The sequence below is a fragment of the Coralloluteibacterium stylophorae genome (assembly GCF_018122625.2).
Lineage (GTDB): Bacteria > Pseudomonadota > Gammaproteobacteria > Xanthomonadales > Xanthomonadaceae > Coralloluteibacterium > Coralloluteibacterium stylophorae.
Genome location: NZ_JAGQFT020000004.1, coordinates 278,262 through 299,354 on the forward strand (window position 1 = coordinate 278,262; position 21,093 = coordinate 299,354).

Consider the following 21,093-nt stretch of genomic DNA (forward strand, 5'->3'; position numbering starts at 1 on the left):
CTAGCGGCGGATGAAGTCGACGCTCATCATGATCAGGGAGACCATGCTCTTGAGCCTCTGGTGGTTGTAGTGGCGCTTGAGGTCGTTGCCGGACCAGGCGTCGGTGTCTTCGATCACGTACGACGATGACCCGTTCTGCGCCATGAACTGGATCAGTGCCGAGCGGCGCGATGAGGTCAGGGTGAAGCCCAGCAGGCGTTTCGACCAGTAATCCACGAGCGCGGGCGCGGTCCACTTGGCGACCTTGGATCGCGAGATCTGGACGATGGGGAGCAGGGCAGTGCTTCCGTCCGCTGCCTCCGTCATCCAGTTCAGGAGCTTCCAGCTCATCGCGAGCGAGTTCGACCCCAGCCACGCCTCCTTCTCGTCCGGACATCCGTCGGGAGCCGGCCAGGCGAAGGGGACGTTCCCGGTGAAGCCCATGCGCCACATGAGGTCGTTGCTGCGGGCGTGGTCGAGGCGGATGGTGAAGCCTGGCGATATCGCGCGCATCGCCGCGACGACGCTCTCGAACGGCCGTCGAACGCTCTCGCTCCAGGTGTTGCGGAAGTGCGTGGACAGGACGATGTGGCGGACGACCTTCGCCAACTGGGTTGACGAGGACACGTTGGCGCGGAATACCCGCGCCGCGCTCGTCACCAGCGAGCCCGGGGCGGCCCCGCCCACGAGACGACTGATGAGCTTCCTGCAGATCGAGCGGGCAGTCGCAGGATGCTGTGCGAGGCGAGAAATGATCTGCCGCCCATCCGCCATCGCCGGCTGCTCCGGATTGAGCAACATGCCGAGTACGAACTTCGGACCGGTGTCATGCCAGGCGGCGCGGTAGACGAAGTTGCCGTCGTCTTCCGCCGGGTACTGCCAGTGGCCGTTCTTCACAGTCCATCCGGTGAAGGCAGAAGCCGTTTCGTAGACGTCGATGTCGGTATAGCCGGCCGGAAAGGACGGATCGTCGGCATCCGGCGGCACCTCGAACGGGTTCATGAAGCCGTAGTAGTTCGCCGAGCCGAGCGTATGAAGCTCGAGCAGTTCCCGGGCCCAGTTCTCGTTCGGCCCGGACCTGCTGTTGTAGACGTTGTCCAGGTAGTAGAGCATCGCGTTGCTGGTCGCGACGGATTCGAGCATCTGCTTGAAATTTCCCAGCGCGTACTTCCGCATGATGCGGTCGTAGCGGGGGAACATGGGGGCGTAGTCGTAGGAGCTGCCGTACACGTTGAAGTGGTCGTGCCAGAAGTCGGTCATGACCTCCAGCAGCTGACGCTCCGAGAAGGTCGCACGCACGAACTTGGCACGCTGCACCTCCCACCCGGGGCGCATCCGCGTGTTATAGTCGGAAGAGCGCAGGTGCTCCGTCCACAGCGCGCTCCGCGACTTGTCGAGGGTGACGTAGCCGGCGGTATCGAGCTTCGCCTGCAGCGCGCTGTCGTCGATCTCGTCCCACGCAAGCTGCCAATCCACCCAGTTGGCCAGCCTTTCGCTGTCGGAGGAGCCGAGCGCCTTGAAGAGGCTGAGGTCGCTCGACCTCTGGCCGAACGTCAGCCGGTTCAGCGCGCGCACTGCGAACGACGGCGTGCCGCCCGTGGCCGCTGGCTCCAGGGCGACACCGGGAAGGCTCGGCGCGACGACGTCGATCGCCGAACCGCTGCCGGCCGAGACCGGTCGGAACTGGCCTTGCTGGCGGCGCGATAGCCCGTACCGCGCGTCGAGGAAGCGCTCCGGATCCAGAGCGGGGGCAGATCGGAGGGAATCCATTGGCGCGAGACTCTCGGGAGGCCGCGCGACGATAGGGACGCGCCCGGGGCAGAACCGTGCGCTCCATCACCTTCACGCCGCCTTCGCGACGCCGGGTCATCGCAAGGCGACGAACGGCAGCGGGACCTCAGTCCGCGGTCACCAGCGCGTCCTCGCGGGCGCGCAGCATGGCGTAGACCGCCTCGGTGTCGGGGCGGACGCCGTGCCAGCGCGCGAAGCTGTCGGCGGCCTGCTCGACCAGCATGCCGAGGCCGTCGACGACGTCGACGCAGCCGGCCGCGCGCGCCCACGCCAGGAACGGCACCGCGGCCTCGCCGTAGGACAGGTCGACCGCGAGGCAGCGCGGCGACGGCAGCGAGAACGGGATGTCGAACTGGCCCGTCGCGCGCCCGGCCGAGGTGGCGTTGACGATCATCTCAAAGTCGCCGAGGCCGCGCAGGTCGTCCCAGTAGCGCGAGTGCGCGCGGGCGGGATCGCCCAGCGCGCTGCACAGGGCGTCGGCGCGTTCGGGGCTGCGGTTGACCACGACCATCTCGTCGATGCCCGCATCGAGCAGGAGCGGCGCGACGCCCTGCGCGGCGCCGCCGGCGCCCAGCAGCAGCACGCGGCGCCCGCGCAGGTCGAGGCGGCGGCGCTCGGTCAGGTCGCGGACCAGGCCGCTGCCGTCGGTGTTGTCGCCTTCCCAGCCCTCGGCGGTGCGGGTCAGCGTGTTCACCGCGCGGGCGCGGCGCGCGCGCTCGGTGGTGCTCGCGCACAGGCCGAATGCCGCGACCTTGTGCGGGAGGGTGATGTTGGCGCCGTGGCCGTCGAAGCGCTCCAGCGTCTCCGCCAGCGCCTCGGGCCCGGCCTCGATCGCGGTGTATTCCAGGACGATGCCGCGCTGCCGGGCGAAGGCCGCATGGATGGTGGGAGAGAGTGAGTGCGCGATGGGCTGGCCGATGACGGCGAAACGGAGCGGTTGCGTCATGGACATCTCTCCTTGCGTTGGGGGGCGCCGCCCGCGCGGCGCCGCGGGATGCACCCGCGAGACTAGCGCTCGCGCAGCCAGCGCGCCGCATCGAGCGCGAAGTAGGTCAGCACGCCGTCGGCACCTGCACGCTTGAAGCCCAGCAGCGCCTCCAGCGCGCAAGCGCGTTCGTCGAGCCAGCCGTTGCCGGCGGCGGCCTTGAGCATCGCGTACTCTCCAGACACCTGATAGGCATAGGTCGGCACGCCGAAGGCGTCCTTCACCCGGCGCACCACGTCGAGGTAGGGCATGCCCGGCTTGACCATGACCATGTCGGCACCCTCGGCCAGGTCCAGCTCGACCTCGCGCAGCGCCTCGTCGGCATTGGCCGGATCCATCTGGTAGGTGAACTTGTCGCCCTTGCCGAGGTTGCCCGCCGAGCCGACCGCGTCGCGGAACGGACCATAGAAGGCCGAGGCGTACTTCGCGGCATAGGCGAGGATGCGGGTGTGCACGTGGCCGGTGTCCTCGAGCGCGCTGCGGATCGCGCCGATGCGGCCGTCCATCATGTCGGAGGGCGCGACCACGTCGGCACCGGCCTCCGCATGGCTCAGCGCCTGCTTCACCAGCGCCTCGACGGTCGCGTCGTTCATCACGTAGCCGTCGGCATCGACGAGGCCGTCCTGACCGTGGGTGGTGTAGGGATCGAGGGCGACGTCGGTGATCACGCCGAGGTCCGGGAAGCGCTGCTTCAGCGCGCGGATGGCGCGCGCGGCGATGCCCTGCGGGTCCCAGGCCGCCGCGGCGTCGAGCGACTTGGCGTCCGGCCGCGTCACCGGAAACAGCGCCAGCGCCGGCACGCCGAGCCCGACCGCATCCTCGGCCACCCGCAGCAGCTCGTCGATCGACAGCCGCTCGACGCCGGGCATCGACGGCACGGCGGCGCGACCGTCCTCCTCGTGCACGAACACCGGATAGATCAGGTCGTCGGTGGTCAGCACGTTCTCGCGCATCAGGCGGCGCGAGAAGGCGTCGCGGCGCATGCGCCGCGGGCGGATGGCGAGATGGTTCATGAGGGGGCTCCTGCTGGACCGCCCATGGTACGCCCGCGGCGCCGGGGCGGCCGCGAATCGCCGGCGGATGCAGCTTTCCGACCGGCGGCCCTGCGGCCGGCACACAGCGCGCCGATATGAACAGCAGGCCGCGGCTTGACAGTCCTGTTCAGCCATGATTGACGCGGCAGAAGGTAATTTATTCGTTAAACCACATTCATTTTGCCCGCATCGCTTCGCGTGGCGTCTCCACACCAGAAGCGATGTCACTGATTCCCATGGCCATTCTCGTCGCCTTCCTCGCCGTCGCGCTGCTGCTCGCCCTCGCCGTCTCGGTGCGGGTGGTTCCCGAGGGCCGGGTCGACGTGGTGCACCGCTTCGGCCGCTACGGACGCGCCCTGCCCGCCGGCGTCCACCTGCTGCTGCCGGGCGTGGAGCGGGTCGCGCACCGGGTGTCGCTGATCGACCACCACCTGCGGATCCCGGCGTCGGCCCCGGGCGGCGAGGCCACCGGCGCCGACCTCTACTTCCAGATCCTCGACCCGCGCCAGGCCGGCAGCGCACTGGAGCAGGTCGACACGCTGATGCGCCAGCACGCCGATGCGGTGCTGGCCGAACTCGGTGCCGACGGCGCCGTGCGCGCGCCGGGTTCCTTCGCCGAGGCGCTCAAGGCCGCCCTGAACCGGCGCGTGGCCGGGATGGGCCTGCGCGTGATCCGCTGCGCGCTGCACACGCGCTGAGCCTTCCGCGTCCGCCGTCGGGCCTTGCCGCCGCAGGGTCCGCGGCTGCCCGGGCCGGGCGGGCGACCGGGCTCTAGTAGACTGCGCGGCCGATTTCACCGCTCCCGCACCGCCTTGACCGCCACGGCCGACCTCCAGCCCGAACTCGAAGCCGGCCTCGATGCGCTCGGCATCGACCGCGCGCACGCGCCGCGGCTGCTGGCCTATCTCGCCCTGCTGGCGCGCTGGAACGCGACCTACAACCTCACCGCCGTCCGCGACCCGCGCGAGATGGTGACCCGGCACCTGCTCGATTCGCTGAGCTTCCATGCCTTCGTCCCCGACGGTGCACTGGTGGACATCGGCACGGGGCCGGGCCTGCCCGGCATCCCGCTGGCGATCGTGCGCCCCGGCGTCGATGTGACGCTGGTCGAATCCAACGGCAAGAAGACCCGGTTCATGCGCCAGGCGCTGCGCGAGCTGGGCCTGGCCAATGCCCGGGTGGCCGAGAGCCGCGCCGAATCCCTGCCGCGCAGCGGCGCCTTCGGCTGTCTTGTGGCGCGGGCCTTGGGTACGCTTGCCGAGCTCGTCCGCGTCGGCGGGCACCTGATCGCACCCGGGGGACGCCTGCTGGCGATGAAGGGGCGACATCCCGACGACGAGATCGCGGCGCTGCCGGAGGGCTGGCAGGTGGCCGCGGCTCACCGCCTGGCGGTGCCCGGCCTCGACGCGGAACGGCACCTCGTGGTGCTCACGCGCCTCAACGACCGGACGAATCAAGACCAATGAGCAAGGGGCGCATCTTCGCCGTTGCCAACCAGAAGGGCGGCGTCGGCAAGACCACCACCGCGGTCAACCTCGCCGCCGCGCTGGCGCAGGCGCCGCGCAAGGTGCTGCTGATCGATCTCGACCCGCAGGGCAATGCCACCATGGGCGCCGGCGTCGACAAGCGCGAGATCGAGAACTCCGCCTGCGAGATGCTGCTCGGCGAGATCCCGGCCGAAGCGGCGGTCGTGGCCGCGCCGGAAGGCTTCGACCTGCTGCCGTCCAACATCGACCTCACCGCCGCGGAAGTGCGCCTCATGGAGCTGCCGCAGCGCGAACAGCGGCTCAAGGCCGCGCTGGCGCCGCTGCGCGAGCGCTACGACTACATCATCATCGACTGCCCGCCGTCGCTGTCGCTGCTGACGCTCAACGCGCTGGGCGCCGCCGACGGCGTGATCGTGCCGATGCAGTGCGAGTACTACGCGCTGGAGGGCATCTCGGCCCTGGTCGACACGATCGAGGCGGTGAAGAAGCGCCTCAATCCCGCACTGCGGATCGAGGGCATCCTGCGCACCATGTTCGACGTGCGCAACAACCTCGCCAACGCGGTGTCCGGCGAGCTCATCACCCACTTCGGCGACCGCGTGTTCCGCTCCATCGTGCCGCGCAACGTGCGCCTGGCCGAGGCGCCGAGCCACGGCCAGTCGATCCTGGGCTACGACCGCGCCTCGCGCGGCGGCGTCGCCTACCTCGGCGTCGCCGGCGAGATCCTGCGCCGCGAGCGCACGGCGCAGCCGACCACGGAGGTCCACTGATGGCCGTCAAGAAGCGCGGCCTCGGCCGAGGCCTGGAATCGCTGCTCGGCAGCTCCGCCGGGCCTGCGCCCGAGGAGGCCGCCGGGACCGGCGACGCGCTGGCGACGCTGCCGATCGACGCGCTGCAGCCTGGCAAGTACCAGCCGCGCACGGGCATGGATCCGGAGAAGCTCGCCGAACTCGCCGGCTCGATCCGCAGCCAGGGCCTGATCCAGCCGATCGTGGTGCGCGCCGTCGGCGCCGACCGCTACGAGATCATCGCCGGCGAGCGCCGCTGGCGTGCCGCCAGGCAGGCCGGTCTCACCGAGGTGCCGGTGGTCAGGCGCGAGGTCGAGGACCGTGCGGCGATCGCCATGGCCCTGATCGAGAACATCCAGCGCGAGGACCTCAACCCGCTGGAGGAGGCGCAGGCGCTGGCGCGGCTGATCGAGGAATTCGGCCTGACCCACCAGCAGGCGGCCGAGGCCGTCGGCCGCGGGCGGTCGGCGGTGTCCAACCTGCTGCGCCTGCTGGAACTGCCCGAGCCGATCCGGCGCCTGGTCGAGGCGCGCCGCATCGAGATGGGCCACGCCCGCGCCCTGCTCACCCTGCCCGAGCGCCAGGCCGTCGCGCTGGCGCAGGAGGCCGCGGACGAGGAACTGTCCGTGCGCGAGGTCGAGCAGCGCGTGCAGCGCCTGACCCAGGGCATCCCGCAGCCGGCCGCGAAGCCGAAGAACCTGCCCGACGCCGACATCGCCGCGCTCGAGCGCGAGATGTCCGAGACCCTCGGCACCCGCGTCGCCGTGCAGCACGGCAAGGGCGGCAAGGGCCGGCTGGTGATCCACTACCACGGCCTGGACACGCTGGAAGGCGTGCTCGAGCGTCTGCGCGCCCGCTCATCCTGAGCCGCGCGGGCGCCCACTAGGCCACCGCGGCGCCGAGATCGAGCGTGGCGCGGGTGCCGCGGCCGTGGCCCGAATCGATCACCAGCCGCCAGCTGAGGTGCTCGCATAGCCGCGCGATGAGGTCGAGGCCAATGCCTTCGTCGCTGCTCTCGCGCCCGCCACCGCGCGCGATGCGCGCATAGATGGCGGCCACCTCCTCCGGCGCCATGCCGTGGCCCGGATCATCGATCACCACCACGCCGGCCGGATGCAGCTCCACCCGGATACGGCCGCGATCGCTGTTCTCGATCGCGTTGCGCAGCAGGTTGCCGATCGCCGCCTGGACGATCCGCACCGGCGCGACGAGCTCGCACGATGCGTGCAGGGCCACCTCGATCTCGAGGCTCTTGCCGGTGGCCAGGAACCGGTGGTCCTCGACCAGCTCCGGCAGCAGCTCGTCGAGACGGAAGCGGTCGCTGGCCGCGCTCAGCCGTGCCGGGTCGCGGGCGAGCACGAGCAGCAGCACCACGAGCTGCTCCATCGCCCGCGCGGTGCGCGCGATCCGCTGCAGCGGTGCGCGCACCGCCTCGTCGTCGATCGGCCGCGCCAGCGCCAGGTCGGCGGCGCCGGCGACGACCGCGATCGGCGTGCGCAGCTCGTGGCTGGCGCTGTCGATGAACACGCGCTCGCGCTCCACGAACCGTTCGTTGCGCTCGAGGTAGGCGTTGAGCGCCTCGGCGATCACCACCAGCTCGCTGCTGCCCCCGCGCCCGACCTCGATGCGCTGCCCGGTGCGGTCGGGGCGCAGCTCCAGGATCCGCTCCGCCAGCGCCGCCAGCGGGCGCACCAGCCGTCGCACACCGCAGATCGAGAACAGCGCGAGCAGCAGCGCCATGAGCGCGGCCAGCAGGAGCAGGGGCGCAGCCAGCCGCCATTCGTCCTGTTCGAAGCCGTCGATGTCGAGCGCGAGCATGTAGCGGCCGTCGCCGACGAGGCGCACCAGCACCACCCACTCGTTGTCGTCGAAGACGACGTTGTCGTGCAGCCCTGGGCCGAAGCGCATCAGCGCCGGCGGCGGCGAGGCGGCGATGGCCTGGTCGGCGTAGAAGCGCAGGCCGGTGGCCGGCGCCCATGGAGGGTTCGCACGCTCGCGCACGCGCGCCACGACATGGTCCATCTCCACGTTCAGCAGCGACTGCCACACGCGACGCTCCGCCTGTTCGTTGACCAGCAGGCCGTGCGCGGCGAGCGCCGCGCTGAGCAGCAGCACGTACAGCACCAGGCCCACGCTGATCTGGCGCTGCAGGCTACTGCGACGCCTAGCCATGGGCGCCGCCCTCCGGTGCGGCGATGCGGTAGCCGATCCGCGGCAGGGTGTGGATCAGCTTGATTTCGAACGGCGCGTCGACCACCCGTCGCAGGTCGTACACGTGCGAGCGCAGCGCGTCCCCGTCCGGCGGCTCGTCGCCCCAGAGCGCCTGCTCCATGCGCTGCCGGGACACAGCCGCCGGGCTGGCCTGCATCAGCAGCTCGAGCAGCTTGCGGCACGCTGGGTACAGGTGCAGGACGCGGCCGCCACGCACGACCTCGAGCGAGCCGCTGTCGTAGCGCAGGTCGCCGACCTGCAGGACGCGCGCGCGGCGCCCGCTGGCGCGCGTCACCAGGGCCTCGAGGCGGACCTCCAGCTCCGCCATCGCGAACGGCTTGGTGAGGTAGTCGTCGGCACCGGCGCGGAAGCCGGCAATCTTGTCCGGCAGCTCGTCTCGGGCGCTCAGCATCAGCACCGGCACCACGTTGCCGGCGGCGCGCAGCCGCGCCAGTACCTCGTGCCCGTCGAGCCGCGGCAGCATCCAGTCCAGTACCACCGCGTCGTAGGCTTGGGTCGTGGCCAGGTGCAGGCCGGTCTCGCCGTCCGGGGCGGCATCGAGGATGTGCCCCTGCGCCTCGAAGTAGGCGAAGAGGTTGGCCACCAGGCTTCGGTTGTCCTCGACGATCAACAGCCGCACTGCCGCTCCTCCGCTCGCACGTCCGCCCGCCGCGGCCTACACGATAGTGGGCATGCAGCGGCGTCGGAACGGGGTCGGAACGTTCCGACAGGTTTCCGATCCCCGGCCTGCCACGCTCCCGCGGTTCTCGCTCCCTCCGGGATCCGCATGCATTCCGTGGTCCGGTATTGGTCGTATCCGCGACTCGTCCTGCTCCTGCTCCTGCTGGCGCTCGCCGCGCTCGGTGCCGGGCTGGGCCTGCGCGATCCGTCGCCGCCGGACGAGCCGCGCTTCGCGCTGGCGGCCAGGCAGATGGTGGAGAGCGGGTCGTGGCTGGTCCCGCACCGCGGCAACGAGATCTACCCGGACAAGCCGCCGATGTTCATGTGGACGATCGCGGCCGGCTACGCGTTGACCGGCGACCTGCGCGTGGCGTTCCTGCTGCCCTCGCTGCTGGCGGCGCTGGGCACGCTGTGGCTGACGGTGGACTTGGCACGCCGGCTGTGGAACCCGCGGGTGGCGGTCTGGGCCGGCTTCGCGCTGCTCGGCTGCCTGCAGTTCGGGCTGCAGGCCAAGCGTGCGCAGATCGACATGCTGCTGGTGTTCATGACCACGCTGTCGCTGTGGGGGCTGCTGCGGCATCTGCTGCGCGGACCGGACTGGCCGGCGTTCTGCCTCGGCGCCTTCGCCGCCGGGCTGGGCACGGTGACCAAGGGCGTGGGATTCCTGCCGCTCCTGGCGCTGCTGCCGTGGGCCGCGACCCGCCGCTTCGCGCCGCGCGCCACGACGACCGCCGCTGGCGGCTGGTGCTGGGCGGGGTTCGCGCTGGCCTTCGTGGCCGGCGCGGGGGTGTGGCTGGTCCCGATGCTGGTGGCGGTGGCGACCAGCAGCGATCCGGCGATGCAGGCTTACGCCGACAACATCCTCTTCAAGCAGACGGGCGAACGCTACGCCAATGCCTGGCACCACGTGCAGCCGGCCTGGTACTACCTCGAGGTGATCTTCACCCTTTGGCTTCCGGGTGCGCTGTTGCTGCCGTGGCTGCTGCCGGCGTGGTGGCGCCGGCTGAAGCGCCGCGACGCACGGCTGGTCGTCCTGCTGGGGTGGAGCCTGCTCACCCTCCTCTTCTTCACCGCCAGTCCCGGCAAGCGGGAGGTCTACATCTTCCCGGTGCTGCCGGCGCTGTGCGTGGCCGCCGCGCCGCTGCTGCCCGGCCTGCTGCGCCGGCGAGGCGTGCACTGGATCCTGGCGGCGTTCATCGTGCTGCTCTCGCTGCTCTTCGCCGCCGCCGGCGCCAGCGGCCTGGCCGATGCGCGCTGGGCGGTGGAGAAGGCCACCGAACGCGGCATGTCCCTGGACTCGATGCATCGTCTGATGGCCTGGCTGCTCGGGCTGGGCGTCGCCGGCCTCGTGCTCCTGGCCACGTTGCGGCTCCGCCGGATCGGCGCGGCCGTGGTCAGCTTCATCGCCCTGCTGTGGACGGTCTACGGCGTCGGCCTGGCGCCGGCGGTCGACGCCAGCAGCTCGGCACGACGGCTGATGCGCGAAGCCGGTGCCCACATCGGCCCCGACGCGGAGCTCGCACTGATTGGCTGGAGGGAACAACACCTGCTGCAGGCCGACCGTCCCACGCGGACCTTCGGCTTCCGCCGCGACTGGCAGGACCAGTGGACGGACGCGACCCCGTGGCTCGCACAGGCGCCGCAGCGACGCTGGCTGTTCGTGCTCGACGAGGCGCTGAGCCCCTGCGCGGACGCGACGCAGGTCGTGGCGATCGGCGAGTCCAACCGCAGGCGCTGGCTGCTGGTGCCGGGCACGGCGATGCGGCAGGGCTGCGTGACGCCGGCGCTGGCCGACGAGATCGACGACGAGGAGGGCGCCGAGGATGAGTGACACGTGCGCGACGCGGCGGACACCTCAGGCAGGCCGCGACGCGGCCGGACGACGCGTCGCATGAGGCGCGTCCTCGTCACCGGCGCAGCCGGCTTCATCGGCGCGCACGTCGCACGCGCCCTGCAGGCGCGCGGCGACGCCGTCTTCGGCCTCGACAGCTTCGATGCCTACTACGCCCCGTCGCTCAAGCGCGACCGCGTGGCTGCGCTGTGCCCGGACCTGCCCGTGCGGGTGCTCGACATCGCCGATGCCGCCGCGCTGGATGCCGCGGTCGACGAGGTCGGGCCGACCCACCTCGTCCACCTCGCCGCACAGGCCGGGGTGCGCTACTCCATCACGCGCCCGCAGGCCTACCTGCAGGCCAACCTGGTCGGCTTCGGCAACGTCATCGAGGCCTGCCGGCGGCACGCGGTGCGGCACCTGGTGTACGCCTCGTCGTCCTCGGTCTACGGCGCCGGCACCACGACCCCGTTCTCGGAGGACCAGCGCGTCGACGCGCCGCTGTCGCTGTACGCGGCGACCAAGCACGCCAACGAACTGATGGCGCACAGCTACGCGCACCTCTATCGCATCCCGACGACCGGCCTGCGCTTCTTCACGGTGTACGGGCCGTGGGGGCGCCCGGACATGGCGCCGCTGCTGTTCGCCCGCGCGGTGCTCGCCGGACGCCCGATCCAGGTCTTCAACCACGGCCGCCTGCGCCGCGACTTCACCCACATCGACGACATCGTCGGCGGCGTGCTGGGCGCGCTGGACCATCCGCCGGACGATGCCGGCGTGGCGCCGCACCGCCTGTTCAACCTCGGCAACAGCGTGCCGGTGGAGCTCGAGCGCTTCATCGCGGTGATCGAGCAGGCCGCCGGCCGCGCCGCTGTGAAGGACTACCGCCCGATGCAGCCCGGCGACATGCTCGAGACCGCTGCGAACACCGCCGCCGCCGAGGCGGCCTTCGGCTTCCGCGCGGGGATCGCGATCGAGGAGGGCCTGCCCGGCGTGGTCGAGTGGTGCCGCACGTACTACGGAGAGGATGCATGACGCAGGACGCAGCCCCGGCGCTGTCGGTGGTGGTGCCGGTCTTCAACGAGGCCGACAACGTGCGGCCGCTGGTCGGGGAGATCGTGACGGCGCTGCGCGGACGGATCGGGTTCGAGATCGTCTACGTGGACGACGCCAGCCGTGATGGCACCCTCGCTATACTGGATGCGCTCCGCGCCGAGGTCCCGGAGCTGCGCGTGCTCGTCCATGCCAGCCAGTCCGGGCAGAGCACCGCGATCCGCACCGGTGTGCGCGCCGCCCGCGGCGCCTGGATCGCCACGCTCGATGGCGACGGCCAGAACGACCCCGCCGACATCCCCCTGCTCCTGCGCGAGCGCGACGCCGCGCCGGCGACGCTCAAGCTCTTCGCCGGCTGGCGGACCGAGCGCCGCGACAGCGGCAGCAAGCGCTGGGCCTCGAAGTGGGCGAACGCCATCCGTAGCCGCCTGCTGCGCGACGATACGCCCGACACTGGCTGCGGCATCAAGCTGTTCGAACGCGAGGCCTTCCTCGACCTGCCCTACTTCGACCACATGCACCGCTTCCTCCCCGCCCTCATGCAGCGCGCCGGCTGGCAGGTGAAGTCGGTCCCGGTGCGCCATCGACCGCGCGCCGCAGGCTGCTCCAAGTACAACAACCTGCAGCGCGCCTGGGTCGGCCTGCGCGACCTGCGCGGCGTGGCCTGGCTGATCGCTCGCAGCCGGCGCACTGCGGTTCGCGAGCTGGGGGCGCCATGAACCAGGAAATCGTCTGGCTCGGATTCACCGGCCTGCACGTCACGCCGTGGAAGCTGATCGGCTACACCGGCGCGGCCCTGTTCGGCGGGCGCTGGCTGGTGCAGTTCCTGGCCTCGCGCCGGGCCGGGCGGCCGGTGATCCCGCGCCTGTTCTGGTACATGAGCGTGGTCGGCAGCCTGATGACGCTGAGCTACTTCCTGTTCTCGGCGAAGCGCGACTCCGTCGGGGTGCTGCAGAACCTGTTTCCGGCCTTCACCGCCGCCTACAGCCTCTGGCTCGACATCCGCAACCGCGGGGCGCGCCCCCGCGACCCCGCCACGCCCGACTAGCACCGGCGCAAGCACTTGCCGCGGAAGGAAAAGCCGGGCATGATGCGCGGCTCGCTCCGGTATGCCGTTTCGGCCCGATGCGTCCGGAAGCACGGTTCCGGCGCAGCGGCGGTGCGAATCCCACTCCCACATCGTGCGCCCAGGCGGTTCGCCTGGTGCGGGGCCGATGTCTCCCTGGCCAAAGGGGGATCAACCGAAATCCCGATCGAGGTGCGTATGGCCCGCGTGTGCCAAGTAACCGGAAAGGGCGTGCAGACCGGCAACAACGTCTCGCATGCCAACAACAAGACCCGTCGCCGCTTCCTGCCCAACCTGCACGAGCGCCGCTTCTGGGTTGCCAGCGAGAATCGCTGGGTCAAGCTGCGCGTGAGCACCCATGCCCTGCGCACCATCGACAAGCGCGGCATCGACGTGGTTCTCGCCGAACTGCGCGCCCGCGGCGAGAAGATCTGAGGAGCCTGCAGCCATGGCCAACAGCAAGAGCGACAAGATCCGCCTGATCTCCTCCGCGGGGACCGGCCACTTCTACACGACGACCAAGAACAAGAAGAACACGCCGAACAAGTTCGAGTTCATGAAGTACGACCCGGTCGTCCGGAAGCACGTGATCTACAAGGAAGGCAAGATCAAGTGACCTGACGTCACGCCGGCCGCGACCGGCGATCGCGCCACCCGCGAAGCCCGCCCTCCGGCGGGCTTCGTCGTTTCCGGACGGCACCCACGGCGCACGTAGAATCCGCCGATGCCCGAGCACGCCTGTGACCCCGCCGACCCCGCCGCACTCGCGATCATCGGCGGGGGCGCCGCCGGCGTCATCGCGGCGCTGCATGCGCTGGCGCTGGCTCCTGCGGGTGCGCGCATCGTGCTGGTGGAGGCCGCGGGCGAGCTCGGCGCCGGCGTCGCCTACGCCGGCGACCGGCCGGAGCACCTGCTCAACGTCGTTGCCGGGCGCATGAGCGCGTTCCCGGAGCGGCCGAACGACTTTGTCGCGTATCTGCTCGAGCAGGACCCGGTCGGCACCGCGACCGCGGCCGATCTCGCCAACCGCTTCGTGCCACGCCCCTCGTACCGCCGCTACCTGCAGGCGCGGCTCACGGCCGCGCGTGCGGCGAGCCCCGCGCGCCTGGAGGTCCACCGCGGGCGGGCGATCGCGCTGCGCCACGGCGGTGCGACCCTCTCGATCGAACTCGAATCCGGCGCCCGGCTGCGCGCGACCGGCGCGATCCTCGCGCCCGGCAACCGCCCGCGCCCGCTGCCGGGCACGCGCGATCCCGACGTGCCGCCCGCGCGGCTGGTCGAGGCCTGGGACGAGGCCGCGCTGGCGGGCATCCCCGAAGAGGCCGCGGTGCTGGTGGTTGGCGCGGGCCTGAGCATGGTCGACGTCGCCCTCGGCCTCGACGCCCGCGGCCACCGCGGGCCGCTGCACGTCCTGGCGCGGCACGCCCTGCTGCCGCTGCCGCATACCGACCGCGGGCATCAGGGCGACGGGATCGACGCCTCGGCGCTCGTCGGCCGTCCGCTGCGTGCGGTCGTGCGCGGTCTGCGCGGCCTGGCCGGGGAGGCGGTCCGCCAGGGGCGGCCGTGGCAGGACGTGCTCGACGCGGTGCGTCCGCACGTGCAGAGCATCTGGCGCGGGTTCGAGGACGCCGACCGCCGCCGCTTCCTGCGCCACGCGCGTCGGCACTGGGACATCCACCGCCACCGCATCGCGGCCCCGGCGCAGGCGCTGATCGCGCGCGACCTCGCCGGCGGGCGCCTCCGCCTGCATCGCGGCCGGCTGCGCCACCTCACTCGCATCGACGGCGGCGTGCGGGCCGAGGCGGAGGGTTGCGGAGGGCCGTTCGCGCTGGACGTGACCCACGTGGTCAACGCCACCGGCATCGCCGCCGACCTGCGCGACACGGCGGACCCGCTGCTCGCCCAGCTCCTCGCCGACGGCATGGTGCAGCCGGACCCGCTCGGCCTCGGCCTGGCCACCGACCTCGACGGCCGCCCCCTCGACGCCCGCGGACGTGCCGCGCCGAACCTGCGCCTGCTCGGCAGCCTGCGCATCGGCACGCTCTGGGAGAGCACCGCCGTGCCCGACCTGCGCATGCAGGCGGCCGACGCGGCTCGGGCGCTGCTGGTGCCGCGCTAGACTCGACGCGTCGTACCGGGGAGCGCACGTTTGATCACCGACTGGACGCTGCTGCTGGTTTCCGCGCTCTACGTCGGCGTGCTGTTCGGCGTCGCCTGGTGGGGCGACCGCACCGAGGCCAGGCCCTCGCCGGCGTGGATGCGCCCGCTGGTCTACAGCCTCGCCATGGCGGTGTACTGCTCGTCGTGGACCTTCTACGGCGCCGTCGGCACCGCCGCGCGCACCGGCCTCGGGTTCCTGCCGATCTACCTGGGACCGCTGCTGCTGCTGATCTTCGGCTGGCGGATCCTCGAACGGCTGGCGCTGATCGCGCGCGAGCAGAACATCGTCTCCATCGCCGACTTCATCGCCTCGCGCTACGGCCGTGCGCCGGCGCTCGCCGCGCTGGTGGCGATGATCGCGGTGGTCGCCGCGATCCCCTACGTGGCGCTGCAGTTCAAGGCGGTGGCGACGAGCCTCGAGGTGCTCACCGCCGCCGCCACCGGCGAGGGCGCACCGCGCCCGGTGCTGTCGGACCCGGCGTTCTACGTCGCCGGCCTGCTCGCGGTGTTCGCGATCCTGTTCGGCACGCGCCAGCTCGACGCCACCGAGCATCACCACGGCATGGTGCTGGCGGTGGCGCTGGAGTCGCTGGTGAAGCTGGTCGCCTTCGTCGCGGTGGGTGTGTTCGCGATCGCGCACCTGCCCGGCGGCGAGGGCCTGACGCAGCGGCTGCTGGAGGCCGGACGGCGCATGGTCGTGCCCGGCATCCCGCAGGGCTTCGTCGCGCAGACCCTGCTCGCCTTCGTCGCGCTGGTCTGCCTGCCGCGCCAGTTCCAGCTGGCGGTGGTGGAGTGCGAGGACGTGGCCAACGTCCGCCGCGCCCGCTGGCTGTTCGGCAGCTACCTGGTGCTGGTGTGCGTGATGGTGCTGCCGATCAGCGCCGCCGGGCAGGCGCTGCTGGCCGGACGCGCGCAGCCCGACATCTACGTGCTGGCGCTGCCGATCGCGCAGGATTCCATCGCGCTGGCCCTGGCTGCCTACATCGGCGGCTTCTCGGCGGCGACGGGCATGGTCATCGTGGCGAGCGTGGCGCTGGCGACCATGGTCAGCAACGACCTGGTCATGCCGATGCTGCTGCGCAACGCGCGCGGCAACGCGCTGCCACTGGCCACCCGCGTGCTGTGGGTACGACGCATCGCGATCGTCGTGATCGCCGCGCTGTCCTACCTGTACTACCGGTTCGCCGGTGGCACCGAGACGCTGGCCGCCTACGGCCTGCTCGCCTTCGCGGCGGTCGCGCAGTTCGCGCCGGCGCTGATCGGTGGGCTGTACTGGCGCGGCGGCAGCCGCGTCGGCGCGCTGGCCGGCCTCGTCGCCGGCATCGGCGTGTGGGCCTACACCCTGATGCTGCCGACCCTGCTGCGCGCGCTCGGCGTCGACGACGCCTGGCTGATCGACGGCCCGCTCGGCCTGCGCTGGCTGCGGCCGGAGAGCCTGTTCGGCCTGCAGGGCTGGGATGCGATCACCCACGGCACGTTCTGGTCGCTGCTGGCCAACATCGGCACCTTCCTGGTTCTTTCCACCCGCTACAGCCCGCGCTTCGAGGACCGCCTCGCGGCGACGCCCTTCCTCGATCCCTACGCCCATCGTCCGGCGCTCGCCGGCGGCGTGTGGCGCGGCGGGCTCAGCGTCGGCGACCTGCAGGCACTGGCCGCGCACGTGGTCGGCGAACGCAACGCCCGCCGCGCCTTCGCCGACCATTTCGCAGCAAAGGGCGCGCGCACGGTGCCGCAGGGCACGGCCGCCGACCGCGCGCTGGTGCAGTTCACCGAACGCCTGCTCGCCGCCTCCATCGGCGCCGCGTCGGCGCGCCTGACCCTGACCACCGCGCTGCGCGGCTCGGGCATGGAGATCGGCGAGGTGATGGCGCTGCTCGACGAGGCCAGCCAGGAGCTGCGCTTCAACCGCGAGATCCTCTCGGCGACGATGGAGAACATGTCGCAGGCGGTCAGCGTGGTCGACCGCGACATGCGCCTGGTGGCATGGAACCGCCGCTACCAGGAGCTCTTCGACTACCCCGACGGCATGCTCTACGTCGGACGTCCGGTCGCCGACCTGATCCGCTACAACGGCGAGCGCGGCGAGCTCGGCGCCGGCGACGTGCAGGAACAGATCGACAAGCGCATCGCCTACATGCGCGCCGGCACGCCGCACCTGTTCGAACGCGTGCGCCCGGACGGCCGCACCATCGAGATGCAGGGCCGGCCATTGCCGCACGGTGGCTACGTCACCACCTACAACGACGTCACCGACTACAAGCGCGTCGAGCGCGCGCTGCGCGAAGCCAACGAGAACCTCGAGCAGCGCGTTGCGCTGCGCACGCGCGAGGCGGAGGCCGCCACCACCTCGAAGACGCGCTTCCTCGCCGCGCTCAGCCACGATGTGCTGCAGCCGCTCAACGCCGCGCGCCTGTTCGCCTCGGCGCTGCGCGTCACCGACGACGTCGCCGAGCAGCGCCGGCTCGGCGAGCGCGTCGACGTCTCCCTGCGCGCGGCGGAGGAGCTGCTCGACGGCCTGCTCGACATCTCGCGCCTGGAGGCCGGCGCGCTGGAGACCGAGGTCGGAGACTTCCGCCTCGACGAGCTGCTCGGCGGCATCGCGGAGCAGTACGCGCCGCTGGCGGCCGAACGCGGCCTGTCGCTGCGCGTGCGCCGTCGCGACGTCACCGTGACCAGCGACCGCCGCCTGCTGCGCCGCGCGCTGCAGAACTTCGTCTCCAACGCGCTGCGCTACACCGAGCACGGCGGGATCGTGGTCGGTGTGCGCCTGCGTTCGGGTGCGGCGCTGATCGAGGTGTGGGACACCGGCCCCGGCATTCCCGAGCAGCACCTGCGCCACGTGTTCGAGGAGTTCCGCCGCTTCGACCAGGCCTCGCCCTGGGGCGAACGCGGCCTCGGGCTGGGCCTGTCGATCTGCCAGCGCGTGTCGCACCTGCTGGGCCATCCCATCGCGGTGCGCTCGCGCACCGGGCGCGGCAGCGTGTTTTCGATGCGCGTGCCGCTGGCGCTGAAGCCGGTGGTCGCGCGTCCGCCGCGGCAGACGCCGGCGGTGCGCGGCGATCTCGGCGACATGCGCGTGCTGTGCCTGGACAACGATCGCGCCATCCTTGCCGGCATGGTGGCGCTGCTGACGCGCTGGGGCGTGGAGGTGCACGCCGCGGAGACTGTGGACGCCGCGGTCGAGGCCGCGTCCGCGCGCATGCCCGACGCGCTGCTGGTGGACTACCACCTGCACGACGACATCGACGGCTTGGCTGCGGTCGACAGGCTGCGCGCGATCTGCGGCGACCAGGTTCCCGCCGCGCTGGTCACCGCCGACGGCAGCGACCCGGTGAAGCGCGCCGCGCGCAGCCGCGGCTGTGCGCTGCTGACCAAGCCGCTCAAGCCCGCATCGTTGCGCGCCTTCCTCGCCGCGCAGCGCAAGGTCGTGGTCTAGCGCGCCGCCTGCGCCGCGCGCAGGTGGGCGACGACCGCCCCTGCGATGCCGCCCGTCCCACGCGCCTGCGCGAGCGCCTGCGCATCCCAGTCTGCCGCGAGCCGCCCCGCCTCGATCAGCAGCAGGCGATCGGCCCGGTCCACTGCCAGCTCGAGTCCGTGGGTAGCGAGCAGCACGCCGCAGCGCCCGTCGTCGGCGAGCCGGCGCAGATGGTCGAACGTGTCCACCGCCGCCACCGGATCCAGGCCATTGAGCGCCTCGTCGAGCAGCAGCAGCGGCGGCGTGCCGACGAGGGCGAGCGCGATCGCGAGCTTCTGCCGGGTGCCGAGCGAGCAGGCGCCGACGGGCGTGTCCAGCCACGGCGCCAGCCGGACCTGCTCGGCGAAGGCGAGCGTCTCCGCATCGATGCGGGCCAGACCGCGACTGCGGGCGAACAGCTCGAGGCACTGCCGTGGCGACAGCGGCGCGGGCAGGCGCGACGGATCGACCGCGAACCCGAGGCGCGCCCGCGCGGCGCCTGGGTCTGCGGCGAGCGGGACGCCGTCGATGCGGATCGCGCCCGAGGCCAGCGGCTGGAGCCCGGCGACGGCGTGGATCAGGCGGGTCTTGCCGGAGCCGTTCGCGCCCACCAGCGTCGCCAGCGCGCCGCGCTCGAGCGCAAGCGACAGGTCGTCGAGGACGTCGCGGCCCTCCAGGCGCACGCGCACGCGTTGGACCTCGAGCAGCGCACTCATGCCGGCCTGCACGTCCACAGCCACGCCGACTGCAGCACATAGCTCGCGGCCGCCAGCGGCTCGGCCACCTGCAGCAGGCCGAACACGAGCACCGCGTGGAGCAGCTGGCGCAGCGCCGGCGGACGGCCATCCGCGGCGCTGGCGCGCACGCAGGCGACCTGCAGCTGCGCCGCCGCGGCGAGCGTCAACGCGGCCAGGGGCGCCAGGCCCGCTGGACCGGCCCAGGCCAGCGGCAGCAGGATCGCCGCTTCCCCCGCCAGCAGGATGACCGTGGGCAGGCGCAGCTAGGGCAGCGGCCGCTGCGCCGGGCCGAGCGGCTGCGCACGCATGAGCTCGGCGGCCGCGAGCATGGTGCGCAGCGCCTCCGACCACAGGGAAAGCAGTCCCGCCGCGACCAGCAGGCCCGCCAGCGCCGCGAGCTGCGGCAGTCCGGCCATGCCCGCAGGCACCAGGAGCAGGACCGGCGCGAGCCTGAAGGCGAGGCCACGCCCGCGCCAGGCGCCCCGGGCCCGGGCCAGCTGCCATGCCATCGCCGGTGGCAGCGCCCGGCCGACGGTCGACCAAGGCGCACGTGGCGCAGCGCCGCCGTCACGCGGCCGCGAGCGCAGGACGTGTCGCGCCGCCAGCGGCGGAACCAGGAGAAGGACGGCGCCGAGCGTGAATGCCGCGTCCCATTCCGGCCCCTCGAGATCGCGCTGCGCAGCAGCCATGCAGACGAGGGCCAGCCACGCGCCGGACCAGGTGCCGGCGTCGCGGCAGGCCGCCCGCCACAGTGCGGCCGGCACGCGGTCGGCCGTCTGCGGCAGGGCCGCCAGCCAACCTTCCCCGGTTGCGGCCAGACGTCGACGGCTGCGTGCATCAGCCTGCCACCAGACCAGCGTCGCAGTGCCCACGACGGCCACGAGCGCATGCGACGGCAACCACGAGAGGATGTTGCGCATCGTCGGCGCGAAGCCGTGCAGCACGATGCCCGCACCCACCGCGCACAGCATCCAGGCAAGCAGCTCGACCAGCAGCCCGGCCCGGTCGCGATGCCAGCGCGCCCACCATGCATGGCACAGCGCCCGCGCCTCGGCGCGCAGCGGATCGAAGGCAGGGTACGCCATGCCCTCGGGGTCAGGGGTCGTCGACGGCCTCGTCGCCGGCGCTCACGCTGCCGTCGAGCGAGAGCCGGCCGGCGAGCAGCACCGCCTGGGTCCGGTTGGACGCGCCGAGCTTGCGCAGCACCGCGGTCATGTGCGCCTTCACGGTCGCCTCGGAGACGTCCATCGCGTAGGCGATCTGCTTGTTGAGCAGGCCGGCGCCGAGCATGCTCAGCACGCGGAACTGCTGCGGGCTCAGCTCGCGGATGCGCTGCGCGATCTCCGCCTCTTCGCGGCCGACGCCGCTCGCGCTGGCCGACTGCGGGGGAATCCAGGTGTCGCCGTCGAGCACGGCGCCGATCGCCGCGTGGATGCTCGCGGTGTCCGCCGACTTCGGGATGAAGCCCGCGGCGCCATGGTCGATCGCGCGGCGGATCGTCGCCGGCTCCTCGCGCGCGGAGACGACGATCACCGGCAGCTGCGGCTGCGCCGCGCGCAGGTGCACGAGCGCGCTGAAGCCGTGCGCGCCGGGCATGCCGAGATCCATCAGCACCAGGTCGGCATGCGGATGCTCGTCGGCGGCGGCGAACAGGCCCTCGGCGGTTTCGGCCTCGACGATGTCCGCCGCGGGCAGGTCGCGGACCACGGCGCCGCGCAGGGCCTCGCGGAACAGCGGATGGTCGTCGGCGATCAGGATCGTGGGCATGGGCGGCCGTTGCACGTGCAGGGCGACCGCCGTCCACGGCCGCGGAAAGGGCCGGGGAGCGCCGGCCCG

Annotated in this window: 21 protein-coding genes; 12 read left to right on the forward strand and 9 right to left on the reverse strand. The window is 72.2% G+C overall.

The window, feature by feature from the left end:
* From KB893_RS07960 to hemB, 3 genes are all read right to left on the reverse strand, one after another.
* Positions 1-1,749, reverse strand: coding sequence for a DUF1800 domain-containing protein (locus tag KB893_RS07960; protein WP_213173600.1), 1,749 nt, complete (start codon positions 1,747-1,749; stop codon positions 1-3).
* Positions 1,750-1,876: 127 nt separating this feature from the next.
* Entirely contained in the window at positions 1,877-2,716 is an 840-nt protein-coding gene (aroE, locus tag KB893_RS07965) for a shikimate dehydrogenase (protein WP_211925740.1), read from the reverse strand.
* Between the two features lie 62 nt (positions 2,717-2,778).
* A complete protein-coding gene (hemB, locus tag KB893_RS07970) occupies positions 2,779-3,768 on the reverse strand; it encodes a porphobilinogen synthase (RefSeq protein ID WP_211925741.1) in 990 nt (329 codons plus the stop codon).
* Between the two features lie 242 nt (positions 3,769-4,010).
* Between hemB and KB893_RS07975 the strand changes: the two genes are divergently transcribed.
* The 4 genes from KB893_RS07975 to KB893_RS07990 all read left to right on the forward strand — a co-directional run bounded on the left by KB893_RS07975 (position 4,011) and on the right by KB893_RS07990 (position 6,930).
* Complete coding sequence (locus KB893_RS07975) at positions 4,011-4,487, forward strand: SPFH domain-containing protein (protein ID WP_211925742.1); 477 nt, start codon at positions 4,011-4,013, stop codon at positions 4,485-4,487.
* A 114-nt stretch (positions 4,488-4,601) separates the two neighbouring features.
* Entirely contained in the window at positions 4,602-5,255 is a 654-nt protein-coding gene (rsmG, locus tag KB893_RS07980; RefSeq protein ID WP_211925743.1) for a 16S rRNA (guanine(527)-N(7))-methyltransferase RsmG, read from the forward strand.
* Complete coding sequence (locus KB893_RS07985; protein ID WP_211925744.1) at positions 5,252-6,046, forward strand: ParA family protein; 795 nt, start codon at positions 5,252-5,254, stop codon at positions 6,044-6,046. Before rsmG ends, KB893_RS07985 begins: the two co-directional genes overlap by 4 nt.
* Entirely contained in the window at positions 6,046-6,930 is an 885-nt protein-coding gene (locus tag KB893_RS07990; protein WP_211925745.1) for a ParB/RepB/Spo0J family partition protein, read from the forward strand. Before KB893_RS07985 ends, KB893_RS07990 begins: the two co-directional genes overlap by 1 nt.
* Before the next feature lie 16 nt (positions 6,931-6,946).
* Here the strand turns inward: KB893_RS07990 and KB893_RS07995 are convergent, their stop codons facing one another.
* Both KB893_RS07995 and KB893_RS08000 read right to left on the reverse strand, forming a co-directional pair.
* Entirely contained in the window at positions 6,947-8,236 is a 1,290-nt protein-coding gene (locus tag KB893_RS07995) for a sensor histidine kinase (protein ID WP_211925746.1), read from the reverse strand.
* Positions 8,229-8,915, reverse strand: a complete 687-nt coding sequence (locus tag KB893_RS08000) for a response regulator transcription factor (protein ID WP_211925747.1) — start codon at positions 8,913-8,915, stop codon at positions 8,229-8,231. The genes KB893_RS07995 and KB893_RS08000 overlap by 8 nt, the downstream gene beginning before the upstream one ends.
* A 147-nt stretch (positions 8,916-9,062) precedes the next feature.
* Between KB893_RS08000 and KB893_RS08005 the strand changes: the two genes are divergently transcribed.
* The 8 genes from KB893_RS08005 to KB893_RS08040 all read left to right on the forward strand — a co-directional run bounded on the left by KB893_RS08005 (position 9,063) and on the right by KB893_RS08040 (position 18,502).
* Positions 9,063-10,787 (forward strand): ArnT family glycosyltransferase, encoded by a 1,725-nt coding sequence (locus tag KB893_RS08005; RefSeq protein ID WP_211925748.1) that lies wholly within the window; start codon positions 9,063-9,065, stop codon positions 10,785-10,787.
* Between the two features lie 60 nt (positions 10,788-10,847).
* Complete coding sequence (locus KB893_RS08010) at positions 10,848-11,822, forward strand: NAD-dependent epimerase/dehydratase family protein (RefSeq protein ID WP_211925749.1); 975 nt, start codon at positions 10,848-10,850, stop codon at positions 11,820-11,822.
* The gene (locus KB893_RS08015) at positions 11,819-12,559 is read left to right on the forward strand and encodes a glycosyltransferase family 2 protein (protein ID WP_211925750.1); all 741 of its coding nucleotides are present in this window, start codon (positions 11,819-11,821) and stop codon (positions 12,557-12,559) included. The genes KB893_RS08010 and KB893_RS08015 overlap by 4 nt, the downstream gene beginning before the upstream one ends.
* A complete protein-coding gene (locus tag KB893_RS08020; protein ID WP_211925751.1) occupies positions 12,556-12,888 on the forward strand; it encodes a lipid-A-disaccharide synthase N-terminal domain-containing protein in 333 nt (110 codons plus the stop codon). Before KB893_RS08015 ends, KB893_RS08020 begins: the two co-directional genes overlap by 4 nt.
* 216 nt (positions 12,889-13,104) lie before the next feature.
* A complete protein-coding gene (rpmB, locus tag KB893_RS08025; protein ID WP_211925764.1) occupies positions 13,105-13,341 on the forward strand; it encodes a 50S ribosomal protein L28 in 237 nt (78 codons plus the stop codon).
* A 13-nt stretch (positions 13,342-13,354) separates the two neighbouring features.
* A complete protein-coding gene (rpmG, locus tag KB893_RS08030) occupies positions 13,355-13,522 on the forward strand; it encodes a 50S ribosomal protein L33 (protein ID WP_211925752.1) in 168 nt (55 codons plus the stop codon).
* A 108-nt stretch (positions 13,523-13,630) separates the two neighbouring features.
* On the forward strand, positions 13,631-15,025 hold the full coding sequence (locus tag KB893_RS08035; RefSeq protein ID WP_211925753.1) for an FAD/NAD(P)-binding protein: 1,395 nt from the start codon (positions 13,631-13,633) through the stop codon (positions 15,023-15,025).
* A 30-nt stretch (positions 15,026-15,055) separates the two neighbouring features.
* Complete coding sequence (locus KB893_RS08040) at positions 15,056-18,502, forward strand: hybrid sensor histidine kinase/response regulator (protein ID WP_211925754.1); 3,447 nt, start codon at positions 15,056-15,058, stop codon at positions 18,500-18,502.
* Here KB893_RS08040 and KB893_RS08045 read toward each other — a convergent pair.
* The 4 genes from KB893_RS08045 to KB893_RS08060 all read right to left on the reverse strand — a co-directional run bounded on the left by KB893_RS08045 (position 18,499) and on the right by KB893_RS08060 (position 21,024).
* A complete protein-coding gene (locus KB893_RS08045) occupies positions 18,499-19,236 on the reverse strand; it encodes an ABC transporter ATP-binding protein (RefSeq protein ID WP_211925755.1) in 738 nt (245 codons plus the stop codon). The genes KB893_RS08040 and KB893_RS08045 overlap by 4 nt on opposite strands.
* A complete protein-coding gene (locus tag KB893_RS08050; protein ID WP_211925756.1) occupies positions 19,233-19,424 on the reverse strand; it encodes a hypothetical protein in 192 nt (63 codons plus the stop codon). The genes KB893_RS08045 and KB893_RS08050 overlap by 4 nt, the downstream gene beginning before the upstream one ends.
* A 96-nt stretch (positions 19,425-19,520) precedes the next feature.
* The gene (locus KB893_RS08055; RefSeq protein ID WP_211925757.1) at positions 19,521-20,342 is read right to left on the reverse strand and encodes a hypothetical protein; all 822 of its coding nucleotides are present in this window, start codon (positions 20,340-20,342) and stop codon (positions 19,521-19,523) included.
* Positions 20,343-20,352: 10 nt separating this feature from the next.
* Positions 20,353-21,024, reverse strand: coding sequence for a response regulator transcription factor (locus KB893_RS08060; protein ID WP_211925758.1), 672 nt, complete (start codon positions 21,022-21,024; stop codon positions 20,353-20,355).
* Between the last annotated feature and the right edge of the window lie 69 nt (positions 21,025-21,093).